Source organism: Flavobacterium sp. JAS, from assembly GCF_020991455.1.
Lineage (GTDB): Bacteria > Bacteroidota > Bacteroidia > Flavobacteriales > Flavobacteriaceae > Flavobacterium.
Genome location: NZ_JAJMOX010000005.1, coordinates 165,588 through 188,383, shown reverse-complemented (window position 1 = coordinate 188,383; position 22,796 = coordinate 165,588). Strand labels below are relative to the sequence as shown.

The 22,796-nt window shown below is 33.8% G+C and carries 21 protein-coding genes; 16 read left to right on the top strand and 5 right to left on the bottom strand.

What is annotated here, in order from left to right; all coding sequences use genetic code 11:
* The first annotated feature begins 133 nt into the window (after positions 1–133).
* From hisB to hisIE, 7 genes are all read left to right on the top strand, one after another.
* The gene (gene hisB / locus LPB88_RS08785; protein ID WP_230714678.1) at positions 134–1,270 is read left to right on the top strand and encodes a bifunctional histidinol-phosphatase/imidazoleglycerol-phosphate dehydratase HisB; all 1,137 of its coding nucleotides are present in this window, start codon (positions 134–136) and stop codon (positions 1,268–1,270) included.
* Positions 1,271–1,347: 77 nt separating this feature from the next.
* Positions 1,348–1,698 (top strand): nuclear transport factor 2 family protein, encoded by a 351-nt coding sequence (locus tag LPB88_RS08780; protein WP_230714676.1) that lies wholly within the window; start codon positions 1,348–1,350, stop codon positions 1,696–1,698.
* 203 nt (positions 1,699–1,901) lie between these two features.
* Positions 1,902–2,492 carry an imidazole glycerol phosphate synthase subunit HisH gene (hisH, locus tag LPB88_RS08775; protein ID WP_230714674.1) on the top strand — a complete coding sequence of 197 codons (591 nt, stop codon included), beginning with the start codon at positions 1,902–1,904 and terminating at the stop codon, positions 2,490–2,492.
* Positions 2,493–2,620: 128 nt separating this feature from the next.
* Positions 2,621–3,346, top strand: a complete 726-nt coding sequence (hisA, locus tag LPB88_RS08770; RefSeq protein WP_230714672.1) for a 1-(5-phosphoribosyl)-5-[(5-phosphoribosylamino)methylideneamino]imidazole-4-carboxamide isomerase — start codon at positions 2,621–2,623, stop codon at positions 3,344–3,346.
* Positions 3,347–3,458: 112 nt separating this feature from the next.
* Positions 3,459–3,770 (top strand): NIPSNAP family protein, encoded by a 312-nt coding sequence (locus LPB88_RS08765; RefSeq protein ID WP_230714670.1) that lies wholly within the window; start codon positions 3,459–3,461, stop codon positions 3,768–3,770.
* Positions 3,771–3,883: 113 nt separating this feature from the next.
* Positions 3,884–4,639 carry an imidazole glycerol phosphate synthase subunit HisF gene (gene hisF / locus LPB88_RS08760; RefSeq protein WP_230714668.1) on the top strand — a complete coding sequence of 252 codons (756 nt, stop codon included), beginning with the start codon at positions 3,884–3,886 and terminating at the stop codon, positions 4,637–4,639.
* Positions 4,640–4,745: 106 nt separating this feature from the next.
* Positions 4,746–5,342: a bifunctional phosphoribosyl-AMP cyclohydrolase/phosphoribosyl-ATP diphosphatase HisIE gene (gene hisIE, locus LPB88_RS08755; RefSeq protein ID WP_230714666.1), complete on the top strand. Its 597-nt coding sequence runs from the start codon at positions 4,746–4,748 to the stop codon at positions 5,340–5,342.
* A 229-nt stretch (positions 5,343–5,571) separates the two neighbouring features.
* On the opposite strand, the gene LPB88_RS08750 is transcribed toward hisIE, so the two are convergent.
* On the bottom strand, positions 5,572–6,270 hold the full coding sequence (locus LPB88_RS08750; protein ID WP_230714664.1) for a carbohydrate-binding family 9-like protein: 699 nt from the start codon (positions 6,268–6,270) through the stop codon (positions 5,572–5,574).
* Between the two features lie 169 nt (positions 6,271–6,439).
* Here LPB88_RS08750 and LPB88_RS08745 point away from each other — a divergent pair, with 169 nt between their 5' ends.
* Both LPB88_RS08745 and LPB88_RS08740 read left to right on the top strand, forming a co-directional pair.
* Entirely contained in the window at positions 6,440–8,095 is a 1,656-nt protein-coding gene (locus tag LPB88_RS08745; protein ID WP_230714662.1) for a M1 family metallopeptidase, read from the top strand.
* Between the two features lie 296 nt (positions 8,096–8,391).
* Positions 8,392–8,598, top strand: coding sequence for a hypothetical protein (locus LPB88_RS08740; protein ID WP_230714661.1), 207 nt, complete (start codon positions 8,392–8,394; stop codon positions 8,596–8,598).
* Between the two features lie 277 nt (positions 8,599–8,875).
* Here the strand turns inward: LPB88_RS08740 and LPB88_RS08735 are convergent, their stop codons facing one another.
* The gene (locus LPB88_RS08735) at positions 8,876–10,420 is read right to left on the bottom strand and encodes a hypothetical protein (RefSeq protein ID WP_230714659.1); all 1,545 of its coding nucleotides are present in this window, start codon (positions 10,418–10,420) and stop codon (positions 8,876–8,878) included.
* 155 nt (positions 10,421–10,575) lie between these two features.
* Here LPB88_RS08735 and LPB88_RS08730 point away from each other — a divergent pair, with 155 nt between their 5' ends.
* The 7 genes from LPB88_RS08730 to acs all read left to right on the top strand — a co-directional run bounded on the left by LPB88_RS08730 (position 10,576) and on the right by acs (position 21,317).
* Complete coding sequence (locus tag LPB88_RS08730; protein ID WP_089351482.1) at positions 10,576–11,751, top strand: 2-isopropylmalate synthase; 1,176 nt, start codon at positions 10,576–10,578, stop codon at positions 11,749–11,751.
* Between the two features lie 197 nt (positions 11,752–11,948).
* The gene (gene leuB / locus LPB88_RS08725) at positions 11,949–13,067 is read left to right on the top strand and encodes a 3-isopropylmalate dehydrogenase (protein ID WP_230714657.1); all 1,119 of its coding nucleotides are present in this window, start codon (positions 11,949–11,951) and stop codon (positions 13,065–13,067) included.
* Between the two features lie 268 nt (positions 13,068–13,335).
* Entirely contained in the window at positions 13,336–15,009 is a 1,674-nt protein-coding gene (gene ilvD / locus LPB88_RS08720) for a dihydroxy-acid dehydratase (RefSeq protein ID WP_089351458.1), read from the top strand.
* Between the two features lie 68 nt (positions 15,010–15,077).
* A complete protein-coding gene (gene ilvB / locus LPB88_RS08715; RefSeq protein WP_230714654.1) occupies positions 15,078–16,766 on the top strand; it encodes a biosynthetic-type acetolactate synthase large subunit in 1,689 nt (562 codons plus the stop codon).
* A 90-nt stretch (positions 16,767–16,856) separates the two neighbouring features.
* Positions 16,857–17,378, top strand: a complete 522-nt coding sequence (ilvN, locus tag LPB88_RS08710; RefSeq protein ID WP_089351459.1) for an acetolactate synthase small subunit — start codon at positions 16,857–16,859, stop codon at positions 17,376–17,378.
* Between the two features lie 62 nt (positions 17,379–17,440).
* Positions 17,441–18,910, top strand: coding sequence for a ketol-acid reductoisomerase (gene ilvC, locus LPB88_RS08705; RefSeq protein ID WP_230714653.1), 1,470 nt, complete (start codon positions 17,441–17,443; stop codon positions 18,908–18,910).
* A 499-nt stretch (positions 18,911–19,409) separates the two neighbouring features.
* Positions 19,410–21,317, top strand: a complete 1,908-nt coding sequence (gene acs, locus LPB88_RS08700) for an acetate--CoA ligase (protein WP_230714651.1) — start codon at positions 19,410–19,412, stop codon at positions 21,315–21,317.
* A 112-nt stretch (positions 21,318–21,429) separates the two neighbouring features.
* On the opposite strand, the gene LPB88_RS08695 is transcribed toward acs, so the two are convergent.
* Genes LPB88_RS08695 through LPB88_RS08685 form a run of 3 tightly spaced genes read right to left on the bottom strand, consistent with a single transcriptional unit; the run spans position 21,430 to position 22,692 of the window.
* The gene (locus LPB88_RS08695) at positions 21,430–21,648 is read right to left on the bottom strand and encodes a DUF4287 domain-containing protein (protein ID WP_230714649.1); all 219 of its coding nucleotides are present in this window, start codon (positions 21,646–21,648) and stop codon (positions 21,430–21,432) included.
* 24 nt (positions 21,649–21,672) lie between these two features.
* Positions 21,673–22,218, bottom strand: coding sequence for an SRPBCC family protein (locus LPB88_RS08690; protein ID WP_230714647.1), 546 nt, complete (start codon positions 22,216–22,218; stop codon positions 21,673–21,675).
* 18 nt (positions 22,219–22,236) lie between these two features.
* Positions 22,237–22,692, bottom strand: a complete 456-nt coding sequence (locus LPB88_RS08685) for a VOC family protein (protein ID WP_230714645.1) — start codon at positions 22,690–22,692, stop codon at positions 22,237–22,239.
* Positions 22,693–22,796: the final 104 nt, after the last annotated feature.

Sequence of the window (22,796 nt, the reverse complement as noted above, 5' to 3'; positions counted from 1 at the left end):
AAATAAAAAAATCTCGAAAACCGATTTGCGTGAGGGATTGAGACGGTATCCTTTTGTGAAGAGAAACGAAACAAAAGATATAGCCGAAAGCTCGATTTGCCGTGGCGAAACACGCCCAAAATAATATTATAATATGAAGAAAGTACTTTTTATCGATCGTGACGGAACGATTGTTTTAGAACCTGAAAATTATCAGTTAGACGCTTTGGAGAAAGTAGAATTTTATCCAAAAGCTTTTCAATATTTGGCTAAAATTGCTAATGAATTAGATTACGAATTGGCAATGGTGACCAATCAGGATGGATTGGGAACGGATAGTTTTCCGGAAGACACGTTTTGGCCAACGCAGAATTTTATTTTAAAAGCCTTTGAAAATGAAGGGGTTTTGTTTGATGATATTTTTATTGACAGGTCTTTTCCTGAAGATAATGCGCCAACACGCAAGCCAAGAACCGGAATGTTAACGAAATATATTGATAATCCGGCCTATGATTTGGCTAATTCTTTTGTTTTAGGAGATCGTTTGACGGATGTTGAATTAGCTAAAAACTTAGGCGCAAAAGCTATTTTTATCAATGATAATGACGGAATTGGAAGCAATGAAATCTCGTTAAAAAGAGAAGAATTAGACGAAACGATTATTCTTCAAACCATGAGCTGGAAAGAAATTTATGAGTTTTTGAAACTGGAAGCACGTTCGGCTTCGATTACTCGTAAAACCAATGAAACGGACATTTTTATCAATTTAAATCTTGACGGAACAGGAAAAAGTAAAATCGAAACCGGAATTGCTTTTTTTGATCACATGTTAGATCAAATTTCACGTCACGGTCAAATGGACTTAGAAATTCTCGTTAAAGGCGATTTAGAAGTTGATGAACACCACACGATTGAAGATACTGCAATTGCTCTAGGAGAAGTTTTTGCAAAAGCATTAGGAAATAAACTAGGAATCGAACGTTACGGTTTTTGTTTGCCAATGGACGATTGTTTAGCACAGGTTGCAATTGATTTTGGCGGAAGAAATTGGTTGGTTTGGGAAACGGAATTTAAACGTGAAATGGTAGGGAAAATGCCAACAGAAATGTTCTTTCATTTCTTTAAATCCTTCTCTGACGGTGCCAAAGCGAACATCAACATAAAAGCCGAAGGAACCAACGAACACCACAAAATTGAAGCTATTTTTAAAGCTTTCGCGAAAGCAATAAAAGTAGCAGTGAAAAGAGATACAGAAAAAATGATTTTGCCATCAACGAAAGGAATGTTGTAGAAAAATGTTTCATGTTTCAAGTTATGCAGCGAACTTGAAACCTGAAACAAAACAAAACAAAACAAACAAAAAATAAAATGAACGCTAAAAAGTTTGCTGAGAAATGGATTGAATCATGGAATTCGCATGATTTAGACGATATCATGAAGCATTATTCGGAAGATATTGAAATTACAACGCCTATGATAAAACTGGCTGCGGGAATTGAAAGTGGTTCACTACAAGGAAAAGAGCAAGTTAGAGCATATTGGGAAAAAGCTTTGTCAAAAATTCCTGATTTGCATTTTGAATTGGTTGAAGTTACATCAGGAGTTAATTCGGTGGCACTTTATTACAAATCGATTATGAATAAAATGGCAATCGAAGTTATGTTTTTTGATCAAAACGGATTAGTAAATAAGATGATCGCTCATTATACAGATCTGTAAAATAAAAATTGTTTCAAGTTTAAAGTTCCAAGTTTCCCTTGGTGTACTTAACCGTAAGGTGCGCAATCCCGATAGCTATCGGGATACGCTATGAACGCCAAGCTATTCTTTAGTGCACTTTGCGAAAAAACTTTGCGAACTTTGCGGTAAAATTATGCTCAAAAGAAAGCAACCTGAAACCTGAAACAAAATAAACAAAAAAAATGAAAATAATAATTATAAATTACGGAGCAGGAAATATTCAGAGCATTATGTTTGCGATTGAAAGACTTGGTTTTAAAGCTGTTTTGAGTAATAATCCGGAAGAAATTCTGGCGGCTGATAAAGTGATTTTTCCAGGCGTAGGCGAGGCGAGTTCGGCTATGGCTAAACTTCGTGAAAGCGGTTTAGATAGTTTGATTCCGAATTTGAAACAGCCTGTTTTGGGTATTTGCCTGGGAATGCAATTGATGTGTAAATCAACAGAAGAAGGAAATACAGAAGGTTTAGGGATCTTTGATGTTGATGTGATCAAATTCACGCCAAAAGTAAAAGTACCACAAATGGGATGGAATCAGATTTATGGTTTAAAATCGGATTTGTTTAAGGGAATTTCAGAGAATGAATTCATGTATTTGGTACATAGTTTTTACGCCCCAAATTGCGATGAAGCCATAGCTATTACGGATTACGAGTTAGAATACGCATCAGCTTTAAAAAAAGATAATTTTTATGGGACACAGTTTCATCCTGAAAAAAGTGGTGCTGTTGGAGAGAAAATATTAGAGAATTTTTTAAAAATTCCAATTTTTTAAATTCCAAATGTAATATCAAAAATCAATTATAATATCAATTTAGAAAATCTGAAATCAAAAATCGTTAATCGACAATCAAAAATGAAGACTTTACGACTTTAGACTTTCAAACTTTAAGACTTAAATAAATGAGAATAATACCAGCTATAGATATCATTGACGGAAAATGTGTTCGTTTATCCAAAGGTGATTATGATACTAAGATAATTTACAACGAGAATCCGCTTGAAGTAGCGAAATCATTCGAAGCACACGGAATTGAGTATTTGCATTTGGTAGATCTTGACGGCGCAAAATCGAGCAAGATTGTCAATTATAAAATATTGGAAAAAATTGCCACACAAACGAGTTTGCAAATTGATTTTGGCGGTGGATTAAAGTCTGATGATGATTTGAAAATTGCTTTTGAAAGCGGTGCAAGTCAGATTACTGGTGGAAGTATTGCTGTGAAAAATAGAGCAATTTTCGAAAAATGGATTTCAGAATATGGTTCAGAAAAAATTATTTTGGGCGCTGATGCTAAAGAGGAAAAAATTGCTGTTTCAGGTTGGTTAGAAGATTCAGACGAAGATTTGATTCCGTTTATTCAAGAGTATCAAACTAAGGGAATTCAGTATGTTATTTGTACCGATATTGCAAAAGATGGAATGCTGCAAGGTCCAAGTTTTGATTTGTACAAGAAAATTTTAGCCGAAGCAACTGGCGTAAAATTAATCGCATCCGGTGGAATTTCAACGTTTGGCGAACTCCCAAAATTAGCCGAATTAGGCTGTGAAGGAACGATTATCGGAAAAGCAATTTACGAAGGAAGAATAACTTTAAAACAACTGGAGGATTATATAATTAGAAAATGAGATAATTAGTCAATTAGATAATTCTCTGCGTTGCGTTTTAAATTATCTAATTATCTAATTATCAAATTTTCTAATTGGCACATTAAAAAAACATCACATTAAACAACAGATTATGATAACTTGTCACTTAAAATACATTATAGATCCTTATCAATTAGAGGTTTTTGAAGATTACGGTAAGAGATGGATTAAAATTGTAAATCGTTTGGGAGGTCAGCATCATGGTTATTTTATGCCTTCGGAAGGAGCAAATAATATTGCTTATGCATTGTTTTCTTTTCCAAGTTTAACAGATTATGAAAATTATCGCAAACAAATGTTTTCAAAAGACGACAAAGAGTGCGTAGAAGCTTTTAAACTTGCAGAAGACACAAGATGCATTATAAGTTACGAAAGAACTTTTTTAAGTCCGGTATTTGAATAAAATAATTAGATAATTAGTCAATTAGAAAATTAGATAATTTTTTGGATTGCGCACAAAATTATCTAATTATCAAATTTTCTAATTGACACATTAAAAATTGACACATTAAAAAAATGTTAGCAAAAAGAATCATTCCTTGTTTGGATATAAAAAACGGAAGAACTGTCAAAGGAGTTAACTTTGTTGACTTGCGCGACGCAGGAGATCCGGTTGAATTGGCTGAAATTTATTCGGCTGAAGGTGCTGATGAATTGGTTTTTCTGGATATTTCGGCTACTGAAGAACGTCGTAAAACGTTGGTCAATATGGTGCGAAGTGTTGCGGAGAAAATCAATATTCCGTTTACGGTTGGCGGTGGAATTTCGTCTGTTGAAGATGTCGAAATTCTGCTGAATAATGGAGCTGATAAAGTTTCTATCAATTCATCGGCAGTAAAAAATCCGCAGTTGATTAATGATCTGGCTCAGAAATTCGGAAGCCAATGTGTTGTTGTTGCGATCGATGCCAAACAAATTAATGGACAATGGATTGTGCATTTAGTAGGCGGAAAAGTTCCAACAGAATTAAATTTATTTGATTGGGCAGTTGAAGTTGCAGAACGCGGTGCTGGGGAAATATTATTCACTTCGATGGATAATGACGGAACCAAAAATGGCTTTGCAAACGAAGCTTTGGCGAAACTATCAGAGTTAATCAATATTCCTATTATTGCTTCGGGTGGTGCTGGAAATATTCAGCATTTTGTAGATTCTTTTAAAGTTGGAAAAGCTGATGCGGCCCTGGCTGCGAGCGTTTTTCATTTTAAGGAAATTGAGATTAAAACTTTGAAGGAAGAACTTAGGGATAATGGGGTTGAAGTTAGGCTTTAGAACCTAGACTTTATAATTTAGAAGAAAGAAGCAAGAATAAAGATTGTAATCTAAAAATAAAATAATTAAAGAGTTTAGAAATCTAACCTCTAAAATCTAAAATAACATGGACATAGATATAAAAAGCGCACACGGATTGATTCCGGCAATAATTCAGGATTCAGAAACAAAAAATGTTTTGATGTTGGGTTATATGAACGAAGAATCTTTACAGAAAACAATTGAAACACAAAAGGTTACTTTTTTCAGCCGTTCAAAACAAAGACTTTGGACAAAAGGCGAGGAGAGTGGCAACTTTTTGAATCTTGTAAGCATTAAAAATGATTGTGATGGCGATACACTTTTAATTCAGGCAAAACCAGTTGGGCCAACTTGCCATACGGGAGCTGATACTTGTTGGCAAGAAGAAAATAAGGAAAATTATGGCTTTATTTCTGCTCTGGAAAACACGATAAAAACCAGAAGAGAAAATGCCGATTCTGAGAAAAGTTATGTCGCTTCGCTATTCGAAAAAGGAATCAATAAAATTGCTCAAAAAGTAGGTGAAGAAGCTGTAGAAGTGGTAATTGAAGCCAAAGACAACAACGATGATTTATTCTTAAGTGAAAGCGCTGATTTGTTATTTCATTATTTGATTTTACTTCAGGCTAAAGGTTTTCAGTTGAATGATGTTGTAGATGTTTTGAAGAAGCGTCAGAAGTAATCTCAATCTTAACCCAATCTTGTCATTTCGAGAAACGAGAAATCTTCGCAAGAAACCCCACTCAGAATGTCGTTAATCTTTGTTGAGCTGCTCACGAAGATTTCTCGACCCTCGAAATGACAAATACTGCGGTCACATTGTAGAGTTTCGAGTGTGATTTCTCATTCGTCGAAATTGACAAAACAACCAAATTTGGTTAAACAATTTACCAAATAAACGATTAAACTCTTTACTCCACAAACTCAAAAACAGCAAATTGATTCGGTTGATGAAAACCAAATCTTCCGCTTTTATAGGATTGTAGCGCAAGGTATTCGGTTGTGTTACCGTAATCAATTCTAAAGGTATTTCCTCTCCATTTTGTACCAACTTTTGGTTTGGTGAAATTACCATTTTTGATGGTTTGTAAACTCGAAAACGGAATCTTAATTTCGGTATTATAACCTTTTGGCGTTATTTTGCTTTGCGCTTCCATTCCTGTAATATTAAATGCCATCGAAGTATTCCAACCACCACATAAAGGAGAAATACATTTAAGTAACATATCATAATTGGATGAAAATGCATTTACTCCAATTTCAACATAATTTTGACCGTTGCCATCAGGATCTATAAAAATCTCTACTAAATCATCTGAATTGAAAATTTGGGAATCCTTTTTTTGTGAAGAACCTACTATTTTAGAATCAACCGATTTATAGGCGATATATAGATTTTTATCATTCCACGAAAGTGAAACCATTGTATTTTGTGTGGCTTTTTTACCTGAATCATGAATAACAAAAGGGCCTAAAAAAGGTGTTTTCCAATCGGTTAAATCTCCATCAATACGTATTTTTTCGGTTGTTTTATGAATCGGAATAGTTTGTGAAAAGCCTGTTATCGAGCACATCAGAAATGAAATCAAAGCATTCTTAATAAATTTCATACAAAAGTTATAAAGATTCGTAACGGCTAAATTTAGTAAGAATAATGGATTTTAACACGGTTTTTTTTGAATAGAAATCACAAAATCCTTATAAATTTGTTATGAATGTTTACATTTGTTGACGATCACATTTATTTAAAACATACTATTTATTCCAAATTTATAAATAATGAAAAAATACTTTGGTGGCGCTTTTATCGCCTTTTTAGTTGGTTTTACAGCCAATGCGCAAGGACTTCTTAATAAGTCTGAAACGGTTTTTACACATCAGGACACTTTACGCGGAAGCATTACTAAAGAGCGTGCCTGGTGGGATTTAAAATATTATCATTTAGATATAAAAGTAAATCCGAAAGAAAAAACTATTACGGGTTCTAACACTGTTCGTTATACAGTTTTGACTGAGAATAACAAAATGCAGATTGATTTGCAGCAACCAATGCAGATTTACAAAGTAACTCAGGACGGAAAAGAATTGAAATTTGAAAGAGACGGAAATGCTTTTTTTATTCAATTAACGGCTGCACAGAAAGTTGGAGAAACAAAAGAGATTGTAATTTCTTTTGGAGGAAAACCAAAAGAAGCAGTTCGTCCGCCATGGGATGGTGGAATTACCTGGAAAAAAGATAAAAACGGAAAAGACTTTATAGCTTCATCTTGTCAGGGTTTAGGTGCCAGCGTTTGGTGGCCAAACAAAGATCATATGTATGATGAAGTTGAAAATATGCTGATCAGCGTGAATGTTCCCGGCGATCTGACAGATGTTTCAAATGGTAGATTAAAAAGCGTTAAAAAAGAAAAAGACGGTACTAAAACCTTCAATTGGTACGTTTCTAACCCAATTAATAATTATGGTGTAAATATCAATATTGGTGATTATGTTAATTTCTCAGAGAAATATAAGGGCGAAAAAGGTAATTTAGATTGTAGTTACTATGTTTTAAGAGATAATCTGGCTATTGCTAAAGAGCATTTTAAAGATGTGCCAAGAATGTTGAAAGCGTTTGAGAATTGGTTTGGGCCTTATCCGTTCTATGAAGATAGTTATAAACTGGTTGAGGCACCATATTTAGGTATGGAACACCAAAGCAGCGTAACTTACGGTAACGACTTTAAAATGGGTTACAAAGGAACTGATTTAAGCGGAACAGGTTGGGGATTAAAATTTGATTTTATTATTATTCATGAGTCTGGACACGAATGGTTTGCCAATAATATTACGTATAAAGATATTGCGGATATGTGGGTTCACGAGAGTTTTACCAACTATTCTGAAAGTCTTTTTATTGAATATTACTACGGAAAAGATGCTGCGGCAGAATATGTAATTGGTTGCAGAAAAAACATTGATAATGATAAGCCAATTATTGGACATTATGATGTAAACAATGAAGGATCAGGCGATATGTATCCAAAAGGCGCAAATATGCTGCACATGATCCGTCAGATTATTAATGATGATGCAAAATGGAAATCGATTTTAAGAGGTTTAAACAGTACTTTTTATCATCAAACGGTTACAGGTAAACAGATTCAGGATTATATCAATACGCAATCAGGAATTAATTTCAACAGAGTTTTTACGCAATATCTGACTACAACACAAATTCCGGTTTTTGAATATATGTTCAAAAATGGTTCTTTTGGATATCATTGGACAAATTGTGTTGCCAAGTTTGATATGCCGGTTAGAGTAAAAATTAATGGTGTTAAAACATGGTTGAAACCAACAACAGAATGGCAGTCTGAAAAAACAACTAACGAAGATAGAAAGTTTGAAGTTGATAAAGATTTTTACGTAACTACTTCTAATATTGTGGAGTAAAAGTTTAAAATAAAATTCCAATAAAAAAATCCCAAATTCCAATTCTTAACTGGAGTTTGGGATTTTTTTATTTCGATAACGTTACGCAAAGATCTTTGTCAAAGTTTTAAACTTTGGCAAAGGTTGGGACGCAAACCATTTGGAATTTGGTATTTCTTCATAATGTTAATTGTTGTGATTTGTACGAATATTACCGTTTTATTTTTCTACTTTAGATTGTATTAATCTGAAAATGAATTAATAAAGCGTAATCTGAAAAGCTAATAGAGTAGGAAACAAATCAAATAAAACTATTTATGAAAAATTTAAAAAACCTAAAAAATGTTGAAATCTTAAGTAAAAATGCTCAAAAAAATATTTTTGGAGGCCTACTTCCATACGTAAACCCAACAATTGGTTTGTGTGATAGATTATGTGGTCCAGCTGGAGGAATTCTTTCAAATACACCAGGTAGAGGAGATGTTTGTCTAGAAGGAACTTCTACTTGTTGTTATTGCAGATAAAATATTCAGAGGAACGAAGAATCAAACTCACAATTTCGTTCCTAAAAGTAAACCCGACAGGTTTTAAAAACCTGTCGGGTTTACTGTTTGTAGACAATCTTGTCATTTCGACGTAAGGAGAAATCACACTAGTAATTCCGCCTGCAAAGTCGCCAATCTTTGTCGAGTTTCTAGTGTGATTTCTCCTTACGTCGAAATGACAAAAAAGGTCTAAAAACATAGTTTTTAGACCTTTTTCATTGGAATTTGGAATTTAAAAGAATTGGAATTTCACTTTCTATCGGCTATTCAATTTTGCTTTTTCCTTTATAATATCAGCAATTTTGCGGTTTTCGATTTTACTTTCGAGCCATGAAATAATATCCAGATATAGGAAAGCTCTTTTCTCGTAAGTATTCTTTTCAAGTTCAACGAAACGAGCGTGCATTTTTATGAATTCCTTTTTGATATCGGCAGGATAGAGGTTATTCAGGTTTCTTAAGAACTTAATAATTTCCTTTTGAACTTCGTGTAAGTCATTCATTTTAATTAGAAACTTATACGTGTTTTTAAGATGATTTTCTAAGTAATAATCTTTTCCTAACTCATAATGTGCAATCAATGACAAAAGTCTCGCAAAGCACATTAAATCTTCGCGCATGCTTAAGTTCTTGTTGTTTATGATTTTATCTAAATAAGAAATACATTCATTGTACTTTTCATTTCCAAAATAAATAGAAGCAATTTTATAATAGAACAACATCTCGTGATGTTCATCAAGATGTTCGCTGTGTAATTTTATCTTCTCCAGAATCTCAGGAATCAAATATTCGCTTTCGGCAAAAGTACCTTCCAGAATATGTAAATTCAGCTTATTGTTGTAAACGTATAGAAATGATAGCGATGCAATGTTATCGTTTACCGGAAATTTAGGATCTTCGATAGTTTCCTCTAAAAGCGTCAAATACTTCTTGAAATTCGATTTGTATTTCAACATATATAAAGACTCCAAAAAGTAATGATTTCCTTTTAAGAAAAACACAGGATTCTGAATGATCATATTCGGGTTATCATAGAACAATCGAACCCATTTATAGGCATATTTATAACTCGCCAAAAAGTCTTGAACTAGGAAGCTTCTCCATAAATTGGCATTGTAAAACCAGTATTTCTCGCGGAAACCAAATTTACTTTCGTCTAATTTAGATATATGTTTATTGAAATAATCGTCGATATATTTATATTCTTCATCACTTTTTACGTAACCCGTTTTTAACATGATTCCGTATAACTGAAGCGATAAATTCGATAATTTACTTGAAATAGTATTTCTGTAATTCAATTCCTTTGCCTGAATTACTAATTCATCGGCGCGACCTTGAATACTTCGGGTAATATATTGCGATTCGATAAGTTTTTCGAACTCTACAATCTCGTACGCCATATATTTTTCATCATTTTCAAGCGCAATGATTTTTGTTTTATCCAGAATTTTCAAACTCTGTTTGTACAATCCTTTATTATATAGAATAACGGCAAAATCTATTTGTTCGCGCAATTGATATCGAATATTCTGGCTGGGAATATTTAATCGAATACTAACTAGAATTTGTTTGTATAAGTATGATTTTAAGTTAGATAACTGAACTTTCTTGATGATTCCGCTTTTTAAAATCGGCTTTTCATCATAGTTTTCAGACTTGTCTAAAATATTAAACAATTCAATAAATTTTGTGTTAGAACTGGTTTCTAAACGGCTTGCAAAAATTTTAAACTGTCTTTTTTCGGATTTAGAAAGTGATTTTATTAATACAAATAAGAAATCTTTTTGATGGTTAGCCATTGTAAAATATAATAATGTAACTTATTGATTTTTAATTACTTAATACGATTTAAATTGCGTTATGAACAGTATAATTTCATTAAAATGAATTTCATACTGCGTAAGTACAATCTATATTTGTTATCAAGATGTGAAATTACATTAAATAAATGAATATGAATAGAGAGAAAGTTCAAATTTTTGACACCACTTTGCGCGATGGTGAACAAGTTCCAGGATGTAAGTTAGATACTAAACAAAAATTAGTTATCGCAGAACGACTTGATAAAATGGGAGTTGACGTTATCGAAGCAGGTTTTCCTGTGTCAAGTCCGGGCGATTTTTTATCGGTCTCTGAGATTTGTAAAATTGTAGAAAATGCAACCGTCTGCGGACTTACAAGAGCCGTAAAAAACGACATTGATGTTGCTGCAGCTGCCTTAAAGCATGCTAAAAAACCTAGAATCCACACTGGAATCGGAACATCTGAATCTCATATACTCCATAAATTAAATACCACAAGAGAAGATATTATTGCAAGAGCAAAATTTGCTGTTTCTCATGCAAAATCTTATGTAGAAGACGTTGAGTTTTATGCAGAAGATGCTGGTAGAACTGATAATGCTTTCCTTGCGCAAGTTTGCGAAGAAGTAATCAAATCCGGAGCAACTGTATTGAATATTCCTGATACAACAGGATATTGTTTACCGGAAGAATACGGAGCAAAAATTAAATATTTAAGAGAAAACGTAAAAGGTATCGAAAACGTAATCCTTTCATGTCACTGTCATAATGATTTAGGAATGGCAACTGCAAACTCTATTGCAGGTGCGATAAATGGAGCGAGACAAATAGAATGTACTATTAATGGTATTGGTGAAAGAGCCGGAAATACTGCGCTTGAAGAAGTAGTAATGATTTTTAAACAACATCCTTACTTAAATCTTGACACGAATATCAATACAAGAGAATTGAATGAAATGAGCCGATTGGTTTCTGAAAGTATGGGAATGATCGTTCAGCCTAATAAAGCTATTGTGGGAGCTAATGCTTTTGCACATAGTTCAGGAATTCACCAGGATGGTGTGATCAAAAACAGAGCAACTTACGAAATCATGGATCCGTTGGATGTTGGAGTAAATGAATCTTCAATCATTCTAACTGCAAGAAGCGGAAGAGCTGCTTTGGCTTACCGTGCTAAAAAAGTAGGTTACGAACTTACAAAAGTACAATTGGATATTGTATATATTGAGTTTTTGAAATTTGCCGATATTAAAAAAGAAGTTATCGATGCTGATATTCATCAGATTATTGAAGCTGCTAAAATTCAGGGTGAATTAATCAGAAGCTAGTTGGAAAGAGAATAGAAGAAAGAACAAAGACGAAAGAAAATAGAGGAAAGAACAAAGAAGAAAGATTCCAACGCATAACTATGTTTGTTAATGTAAGTGAAACGCCTTTGTGAGTTTACAAAATCTATGATTCTATGTGTTAAAAATAATTGCAAGCAACAAAAAAAAGAATTTAAATACATAAAGAACGAGACGTTATGAATTTGAAAATAGCAGTTTTACCAGGAGACGGAATTGGGCCAGAGGTAATTTTACAAGCCAAAAAAGCTTTACACGCCATAGGCGAAGTGTACAATCATGAATTTGTTTTTGAAGAAGCGCTCATGGGAGCGATCGCTATTGATAAAACAGGAAATCCGTTGCCGGAGCAAACTTTGAATTTGTGTTTGAATACAGATGCGGTTTTGTTTGGAGCAATTGGAGATCCTAAATATGATAATAACCCAAATGCAAAGGTTCGTCCGGAGCAGGGATTATTGAAGCTTCGTAAAGAACTGGGTTTGTTTGCCAATATTCGTCCTATAAAACCATACAAATCATTACTTGATGCTTCTCCTTTAAAAAGAGAAATTATCGAAGGAGCTGATTTTACTATTTTCAGAGAATTAACCGGTGGAGCTTATTTTGGAGCTAAAACATTAAATGAAGAAGGAACACACGCTTCGGATTTATGTGAATATTCAGAAGAAGAAATTACCAGAATTGCACATTTAGCTTTTAAATCGGCACAAAACCGACGCAAAAAGCTAACAATGGTTGACAAAGCAAATGTTTTGGAAACCTCGAGATTATGGAGAAAAGTAGTTCAGAAAGTGAGCGCTAATTATCCGGATGTAGCTTTAGACTTTTTGTTTGTAGATAATGCAGCGATGCAAATCATCTTAAATCCAAAACAATTTGATGTGATTTTGACAGAGAATTTATTTGGAGATATTTTATCAGATGAAGCAAGCGTTATTACAGGTTCTATCGGGTTATTAGCTTCGGCATCTTTAGGAGAAAAAAATGCTTTGTTTGAGCCAATTCACGGTTCTTATCCACAAGCAAAAGGAAAAAATATTGCTAATCCAATTGCTTCCATTTTATCAGCTGCAATGTTATTAGAACATTTTGGCTTGTTTAAAGAGGCAAATGTGATTTATCAGGCGGTCGAAAAAGCAATCGAATTTAAAGTTGTAACGGTTGATTTAAAACCAGACACAAAATTCGGTACAAATGAAGTAGGGGAGTTTGTTTCTAATTTTATTTTTAGCAAAGACGACCTATTATATTTTAATAATGACAATGTTAGTATTGGCCAGTCAACAATTGTTTAAGGTTTTTATTAAAATGATGAAATAAATAACAAGAAGTATGTGAAATGTTGAGATTTTATTTTTTTAGTCCTATAAGTTTTCATACTTTTGTGACACTAAAAAAAATAAAAGATGCAAATCTCAATTATTATTACTTCTGTCTTTGTTGTCAATGTGATTATCACATCTGCGAAGGGAATGGTATAAATATAATTGAAAAACTATATTATAAACCTTCCAAATACTGGAAGGTTTTTTTTTGAATAAAAATTAAAACAAATAATACATAATGGAATTAAATAAGTACAGCAAAACCATCACTCAAGATCAAACACAACCAGCGGCACAAGCGATGTTGTACGGGATTGGTTTAACTGAAGAAGATTTGAAGAAAGCACAAGTTGGTATTGTGAGCATGGGTTACGATGGTAACACTTGCAATATGCACTTGAACGATTTAGCAAAAGATGTTAAAAAAGGTGTTTGGGATGCAAATCTGGTCGGGCTTATTTTTAATACCATTGGTGTTAGTGACGGAATTTCGAATGGAACTGAAGGAATGCGTTTTTCATTGGTTTCTCGTGATGTAATTGCAGATTCTATCGAAACTGTTGTGGGAGCACAATGGTATGATGGTGTAATTGCAATTCCGGGTTGTGATAAAAATATGCCTGGAGCATTAATCGCAATGGGACGTTTAAACCGTCCTGCGATGATGGTTTACGGAGGTTCAATTCACTCTGGAAAATGGAAAGGTGAATCTCTTAATATCGTTTCGGCTTTTGAAGCTTTAGGAAAAAAAGTGAAAAACGAAATTACTCCGGAAGATTTTAAAGGTGTTATTCAAAATGCTTGCCCTGGCGCTGGTGCTTGTGGCGGAATGTACACGGCAAATACAATGTCGTCTGCAATTGAAGCATTAGGAATGAGTTTGCCATACAGTTCTTCAAACCCGGCTTTAAGTCAGGAAAAAAGAGATGAATGCTTGGCTGCAGGCGAAGCAATCAAAATATTATTAGAAAAAGATATTAAGCCAAGAGATATCATGACTCGTAAAGCTTTCGAAAATGCTATTACTATTGTAGCAGTTTTAGGAGGTTCTACAAATGCGGTTATGCACTTAATTGCAATGGCTCATGCGGTTGATGTTAAAATTACTTTGGATGATTTTCAGGCAATTAATGACAGAACACCAGTATTGGCGGACATGAAACCAAGTGGTAAATATATGATGGAAGATATTCATGAAGCTGGAGGAATTCCATCAGTAATGAAATATTTATTGAAAGTAGGATTGATTCACGGAGATTGTTTAACGGTAACTGGAAAAACAGTAGCAGAGAATTTAGCTTCTACTCCGGATTTACAAGACGGACAACAAGTAATTCACGAAATCCAAAAAGCATTAAAACCAACAGGAAATATTCAGGTTTTATACGGAAATCTTGCTTCTGAAGGTGCTGTAGCAAAAATCAGCGGAAAAGAAGGAGAATATTTTGAAGGACCTGCTGTAGTTTTTGAAGGTGAATTTGAAGTAATTCCAGGTCTTGAGGCCGGAAAAATTAAACCAGGTAATGTAGTCGTCATTAGGTATTGTGGACCAAAAGGTGGTCCGGGGATGCCTGAAATGCTAAAACCTACATCAGCTATTATTGGGGCCGGATTGGGAAGTAGCTGTGCTCTTATTACAGACGGCAGGTTTTCTGGAGGTTCACATGGCTTTGTTGTAGGACATATTACACCTGAGGCTTATGATGGTGGTGGTATTGCACTGGTAAAAGATGGTGATTTAATTGCTATTGATGCCGTAAAAAATACAATCGACCTGAAAATTTCTGACGAAGAATTTGCAGCTAGAAAAGCGGCTTGGGTTCAACCACCGTTAAAAGTTACAAAAGGAGTTTTACTTAAATATGCCAGATCGGTTTCAAGTGCTTCAACAGGTTGCGTTACCGATAATTAATTATTCAAATAACAAAATATCAAAAATCAGTACTAATTAAAATTGCTTTTTGATAAAAAAAATATACTATGAAAATATCAGGGGCAGAAGCCGTTATAAGATGTTTATTAGCAGAAGGAGTAGACTTAATTTATGGTTATCCGGGAGGAGCAATCATGCCAGTTTACGACGAATTATATAAATTTCAAGATCAGTTACACCACGTTTTAGTACGTCACGAACAAGGTGCTACACATGCAGCTCAGGGATATGCTAGAGCTACAGGAAAAGTTGGAGTTGCAATTGCGACTTCAGGACCAGGCGCAACAAATTTAGTTACCGGAATTGCAGATGCGCAAATCGACTCAACTCCAATGGTTTGTATTACTGGACAAGTTGGGAAACATTTGTTAGGTTCTGATGCTTTTCAGGAAACGGATATTATCGGGATTTCGACTCCGGTAACCAAATGGAACTATCAGGTTACAGAAGCTTCTGAGATTCCTGAAATTATTGCAAAAGCATTTTACATTGCACGTTCTGGCCGCCCGGGACCTGTATTGATCGATATAACTAAAAACGCTCAGTTTGATGAGTTTGAATTTAGTTATGAAAAATGTACAGGAATCAGAAGTTATATTCCGGTTCCGAAATTAAAATTAGACAAAGTTGCCGAAGCTGCCGCTTTAATTAATAGTGCTAAAAAACCTTTTATTGTTTTTGGTCAGGGAATTATTCTCGGTCAAGCCGAAGAACAACTAAAAGCGTTGATTGAAAAATCTGGAATTCCGGCTGCATGGACTATTTTAGGACTTTCAGCACTTCCAACAAATCATCCGTTAAACGTTGGTATGCTTGGAATGCACGGAAATTACGGACCTAATCTATTGACTAATGAATGTGATGTTTTAATTGCATTAGGAATGCGTTTTGACGATCGTGTTACCGGAAAATTGGCTACGTATGCAAAACAGGCAAAAGTAATTCACTTTGAAATTGATCCTGCAGAAGTTGATAAAAACGTAAAAACCGAAGTAGCTGTTTTAGGAGATGTAAAAGAAGCTTTAAATGCATTATTGCCATTGATCGAAAAGAATTCTCATGAATCTTGGCACAATGAGTTCAAAGAATTGCATAAGATTGAAGTAGAATCAGTTATAAACGAAGAGTTAAACCCAACGAATGGTAAAGGAATTTCAATGGGAGAAACCATGGAAATGATCAACAAACATTCAAAAGGTGATGCAATTATCGTTTCAGATGTTGGTCAACACCAAATGTTTGCTTGTCGTTATGCTAAATTTAATTCAACCAAAAGTAATATTACTTCTGGAGGTTTAGGAACAATGGGATTTGCTTTACCAGCCGCGATTGGAGCTAAAATGGGAAGACCGGATCGTGAAGTTGTTGCTATTATTGGTGATGGAGGATTCCAAATGACCATTCAGGAATTAGGGACTATTTTCCAGACAAAAGTTCCTGTAAAAATTGTCATTTTAAACAATGAGTTTTTAGGAATGGTGCGTCAATGGCAGGAATTGTTTTTTGATAACAGATATGCTTCAACAAAAATGATTAATCCAAATTTTGTAGCAATTGCTGAAGGATATTATATCAAATCTAAAAAAGTAACGCAAAGAGAAGATTTAGATGCAGCCGTTGCAGAAATGATGGCTTCAAAAGATTCTTATTTCTTAGAAGTTATGGTAGAAAAAGAAAACAACGTTTTCCCAATGATTCCAACAGGAGCATGTGTTTCTGAAATTAGATTAAGCTAAAAAAGAAGTTTCAAGTTTCAGGTTTATTTTGTTTCAAGTTCTACAACTTGAAACAAAATAAACCTGAAACAAAATAAACTAAAAAACAAGATGGAAGATAAAACATTTACCATATCGGTATATTCAGAAAATAACGTGGGCTTGTTAAATAGAATATCAGGAATATTCTTAAAGCGTCACATTAATATATTAAGTCTAAACGTTTCAGAATCAGAAATTGAGAATGTTTCAAGATTTATTATTGTTGTGGAAACAACAGAGAAATGGGTTAAGAATATTGTGGGACAAATAGAAAAGCAAATCGAAGTAATAAAAGCATTTTATCATACAGATGAAGAGACCATTTATCTGGAAAATGCTTTATTCAAAATTGCTTCAAATTTGTTGTTTGATGAAAAGCAAATTCAGAATATCATCAAAGACAGTCAGTCTACAATTGTAACGGTTTCTCGTGATTTCTTCGTGATTTCAAAATCCGGAAGACGTTCTGAAATCGAAGAATTGTATGAGAAATTCAAACCTTACGGTATTATGCAATTTGTACGTTCGGGCAGAATATCAGTTTCTAAAGAAAAAATGGAAATTTCAACGCTGTTAGAAACATTCAAATAATATCATTTTACTTACATATTAATCAATTATTAAATTACAACATCATTAAATATTAAAAAAGAATGGCAAATTATTTCAACACATTACCACTTAGATTACAATTAGAACAATTAGGAGTTTGCGAATTTATGGAGCAATCTGAATTTGCAGACGGAATTGCTGCACTTGCAGGAAAAAAAGTTGTCATTGTAGGTTGTGGTGCACAAGGTTTGAATCAAGGTTTAAACATGAGAGACTCTGGTTTAGATATTTCGTATGCATTACGTGCAGATGCAATCGCCGAAAAAAGAGCTTCTTATAAAAATGCTACTGAAAACGGTTTTAAAGTAGGTACTTATGAAGAATTAATTCCAACTGCTGACTTAGTTTGTAACTTAACTCCGGATAAACAACATACTGCCGTAGTTACTGCCATTATGCCATTAATGAAACAAGGTTCGACTCTAGCTTATTCTCACGGTTTTAATATTGTTGAAGAAGGAATGCAGATTCGTAAAGATATTACAGTAATTATGTGTGCGCCTAAATGTCCTGGTTCTGAGGTTCGTGAAGAATACAAAAGAGGATTTGGTGTACCAACTTTAATTGCTGTTCACCCAGAGAATGATCCAAACGGTTTTGGTTTAGATCAGGCAAAAGCTTATGCTGTAGCAACTGGAGGACATAAAGCTGGGGTTTTAAGATCATCTTTCGTTGCCGAAGTAAAATCAGATTTAATGGGTGAGCAAACTATCCTTTGCGGATTATTGCAAACTGGATCTATTTTATGTTTTGATAAAATGGTTGAAAAAGGAATCGATAAAGCTTATGCTTCAAAATTAATTCAATACGGATGGGAAACTATCACTGAAGCTTTGAAACATGGTGGTATCACAAACATGATGGACCGTTTATCGAACCCTGCAAAAATTGAAGCTTATGAATTGGCAGAAGAATTAAAAGACATCATGCGTCCGTTATTCCAAAAACACCAAGATGATATTATTTCTGGAGAATTCTCAAGAACTATGATGATCGACTGGGCTAATGATGATGTAAATTTATTGAAATGGAGAGCTGCAACCGGAGAAACTAACTTCGAAAAAACAGCTCCACAAGAAGCTCAAATCTCTGAACAAGAATATTTTGACAATGGAGTTCTAATGATTGCAATGGTAAAAGCTGGTGTAGAATTGGCTTTTGAAACAATGACAGAAGCGGGAATCATCGAAGAGTCAGCTTATTATGAGTCATTGCACGAATTGCCTTTGATTGCAAACACAATCGCAAGAAAAAAATTGTTTGAAATGAACCGTGTTATCTCGGATACAGCAGAATATGGTTGTTATTTATTTGACCATGCTTGTAAACCATTATTGACTGAGTTCATGAAAACTGTTGAAACAAATATAATCGGAAAACCATTTTCAACTTCAAACGGAGTAGATAATGCTGTTTTAATTGCAGTAAACAAAGAAATTCGTCAACACCCTATCGAAGAAGTAGGAGCATGGTTGAGAGAATCTATGACTGCAATGAAAAAAATTGGATAATAAATTGGGAATTACCACACATTCGAATGTGATGGGATTTGCACTGTATCTTTGTTTGTATAATATTTTGAATTAGTAAGCACTTATTAAGAAAAATGGATATAGATGCATATTGCATTCACTTAACTTCTGCGAGTAAGTAAGTTAAGTGAAGCTAATCCCTAATGAAGGGGTATATTTATCAAATAAATGTACTTGTTGAAGTTTCTATTTTAATTAATAAAGATGCTGCTATTTTCAAAATAGTATAAAGTATTGTAATGCAGAATTACGAAATTAATTGTTATTGAAATTGTTAAAATTAAAAAGGCGTGGTATTTATTTATCATGCCTTTTTTGCAATATGTAGTTTTACTTCAAAAATCAAATTTTTATATTATAGACAGAAAAAAAGCGTATTTTTTTTAATATGTGTTTTTTTTTGCTGAAATTTATGAATTAAATAATTTTAAGAATACGCTGATATTTAATACATTTATAAAAAAAATTCCAAAAACATATGAGTTATTATAAAATTGAAAATTTAGAACAATATTTTAAACATTACAATAAGTCAATAAGAGAACCAAGAAAATTTTGGGGAAAAATAGCTGAGGAAAATTTCACTTGGTATCAACAATGGGATAAAGTAGTTGATTTTAATATGGCTGATGCCGAAGTAAAATGGTTTACTGAAGCTAAAGTTAATATTACAAAGAATTGTATCGATAGACATTTAAGCAAAAGAGGAGAAAAAACGGCTATTATTTTTGAACCGAACGATCCTTCTGAAGAAGCTTTACATATTACATATAACGAATTATACGAAAGAGTTTCAAAAATGGCGAATGTTTTGCGTGAGCAAGGTGTTCGTAAAGGAGACAGAGTTTGTATTTATTTACCAATGATTCCGGAATTGGCAGTTGCAGTTTTGGCGTGTGCCAGAATTGGGGCAATTCATTCTGTTGTTTTTGCTGGTTTCTCTGCTTCTGCAGTTTCTGCAAGAATCAATGATTGCGAATGTAAAATGGTGATCACATCTGATGGTGGTTACAGAGGAAATAAAACAATTGATTTAAAAGGAATCGTTGATGAAGCTTTGGATTCTTGTCCATCAGTTTCGAAAGTTTTGGTTGTAAAAAGAACTCAAACTAACATCAAAATGAAAGAAGGTCGTGATATTTGGTTACAGCCTTTATTAGATGCAGCTTTAGACAATAGTGTTGCTGAAATTATGGATGCCGAAGATCCTTTGTTTATTCTGTACACTTCTGGTTCTACAGGTAAACCAAAAGGAATGGTACATACTACAGCAGGGTATATGGTTTATACGGCTTATACTTTTAAAAATGTTTTCAATCACGAAGAAAATGATATTTTCTGGTGTACGGCAGATATTGGTTGGATCACCGGTCACTCTTATATTTTATACGGACCATTATTAAACGGTGGAACAACTGTAATTTTCGAAGGAGTTCCGTCATATCCTGACTTTAGCCGTTTTTGGGACATTATCGAAAAACATAAAATCACACAATTCTATACAGCGCCAACAGCAATACGTTCGTTAGCAAAAGAAAGCTTAGATTATATTCAGAAGTACCCACTTAAATCATTAAAAGTTATTGGATCTGTTGGAGAACCAATCAACGAAGAGGCTTGGCACTGGTTTAATGACCACGTTGGAGACAAAAGATGCCCGGTGGTTGATACTTGGTGGCAAACAGAAACTGGTGGAATCATGATTTCTCCAATTGCATTTGTAACTCCAACAAAACCAACTTACGCGACTTTACCATTACCTGGAATTCAGCCTGTTTTAATGGATGAAAAACGCAATGAAATAGAAGGAAACCAAGTTGTTGGAAGTTTATGTATTAAATTTCCTTGGCCTGGAATCGCCAGAACTATCTGGGGCGATCACCAACGTTATAAGGATACTTATTTCTCTGCTTTCCCAGGAAAATATTTTACAGGAGACGGAGCATTAAGAGACGAAGTAGGATATTACAGAATTACCGGTAGGGTAGATGATGTTGTAATTGTTTCTGGTCATAATTTAGGAACAGCTCCTATTGAAGATGCGATCAACGAGCATCCTGCAGTTGCAGAATCTGCAATTGTTGGATTCCCACACGATATTAAAGGAAATGCATTATATGGTTTTGTAATTCTAAAGGAAACTGGAGAAGTTAGAGATCGATCAAATTTAAGTAAAGAGATCAATCAATATATTTCTGACCATATTGGACCAATTGCAAAATTAGATAAAATTCAGTTTGTTTCTGGTTTACCAAAAACACGTTCAGGAAAAATCATGCGTAGAATTTTACGTAAAATAGCCGAAGGAGATTTCTCTAATTTTGGAGATACTTCAACGTTATTGAATCCAGAAATTGTAGAAGAAATTATGAAAGATAAAATCTAAGATCTTCTCAATAAAAATAAAAAAGCTGTCTCAATCGAGGCAGCTTTTTTATTTAATGTCAGAAACAATAGGTAACGTGTAGCAATGTTTTAAGGAATTCGTATTATGTGTTTTATTTTCTTATTCCCTTAAGAAGTGCATAAATAGCCATTGCATGTCCATGCCCTAAATCAAAATCTGTTTTTAGCCAGGTCACAATTTCACCCGCTTTTATTTCTGGTTTTAACTGTCCGTCTACCGAAAATCCCTTTTGGTCCGATATAATTTTAAAATCATCAGGTCCTTTACCTGTCTTTGCTTTAATGTTTGTTAGATACGCTTGAAATGACATAATGTTATAGATTTTAATGGTTGATTATTTTTCGACAATAGTTTTTATGTTGTGGAGACTTTCCTCTACATCAGATCCTATTAATTTATCCATATCCAGAAAAATAAGCATAAAATTTTTAGGCCAATTCATTCCGCTGTTATATACCCAGTTTAACTTTGTTTGATTTGCAGATAAACTTTCGGTAGCCATATATCCGTTTGCAGTAAAAACATAAGGTGCTAAAAAACGAAGCTCAAAATCGACTTTTTCACCATCGGTTACTTTTTTTATTTCCCATTCTCCTTTTCCGGTCTTGTGATGCTTACTTTCAAAAGCTAAAACGGAACCAGATGTTCCATCGGCTGCTCCTTTTATTTCAATTTTGGTATTCGGGTCAAGCAGTAACCATTTACTGTACAATTTCTGATTTTGATTTAGTTTTATAAAATCAAAAACATCATGTTTAGATTTGTTAATTACGATTTGTCTTGTTATGGTGTATTTATCTTTTGTGAACATTGCCACTACTAAAGCCAGTGATATTATGGCTACCAATACAGTTATTATTTTTACGATTATCATTTTCATTTTTGTTAAGTTGATTAATTAAAAAGTTTGCGTAGTTTCTATTAGTGATTTAGTTTCATTATGGTTTTGATTAGCATCGAAATTAAACATCCATTGATTACCAAACTTGTCAGTTAAATGTCCGAATAAAGCACCCCAAAACATTATTTCTAAAGGTTGAGAAGCATCTCCGTTTTTGGATAAGTTTGCATAAACTTTTCGCGTTTCTTCTTCACTTGAAAAATTAAGCATAAGCGAAACTGCATTGCCTTTTACTAATGTTTGCGGCGCCATGTCAGAACCCATGATAGTAATGTTGCCGCTTGTAAGCATTGAATGTAAAATACATTCTTTCATTTGTTCAGGCATTTGATCTGATACTGGCGATTCGGCTACTGTTTGTAATATAAGTTGACCGCCCAAACATTCTTTATAGAATGTCATTGCTTCACGGCAATTGCCGTTAAAAGTTAGGTAAGAATTAATTGTTGTCATTTTGTTTTATTTTTTATGTTAGTTCTTAATTAAACTGACAAGACAAAGTTGCAACTAGTTACAAAAATAAATGCTGTGCGTAAATGACAACATAGAGGGGTTTT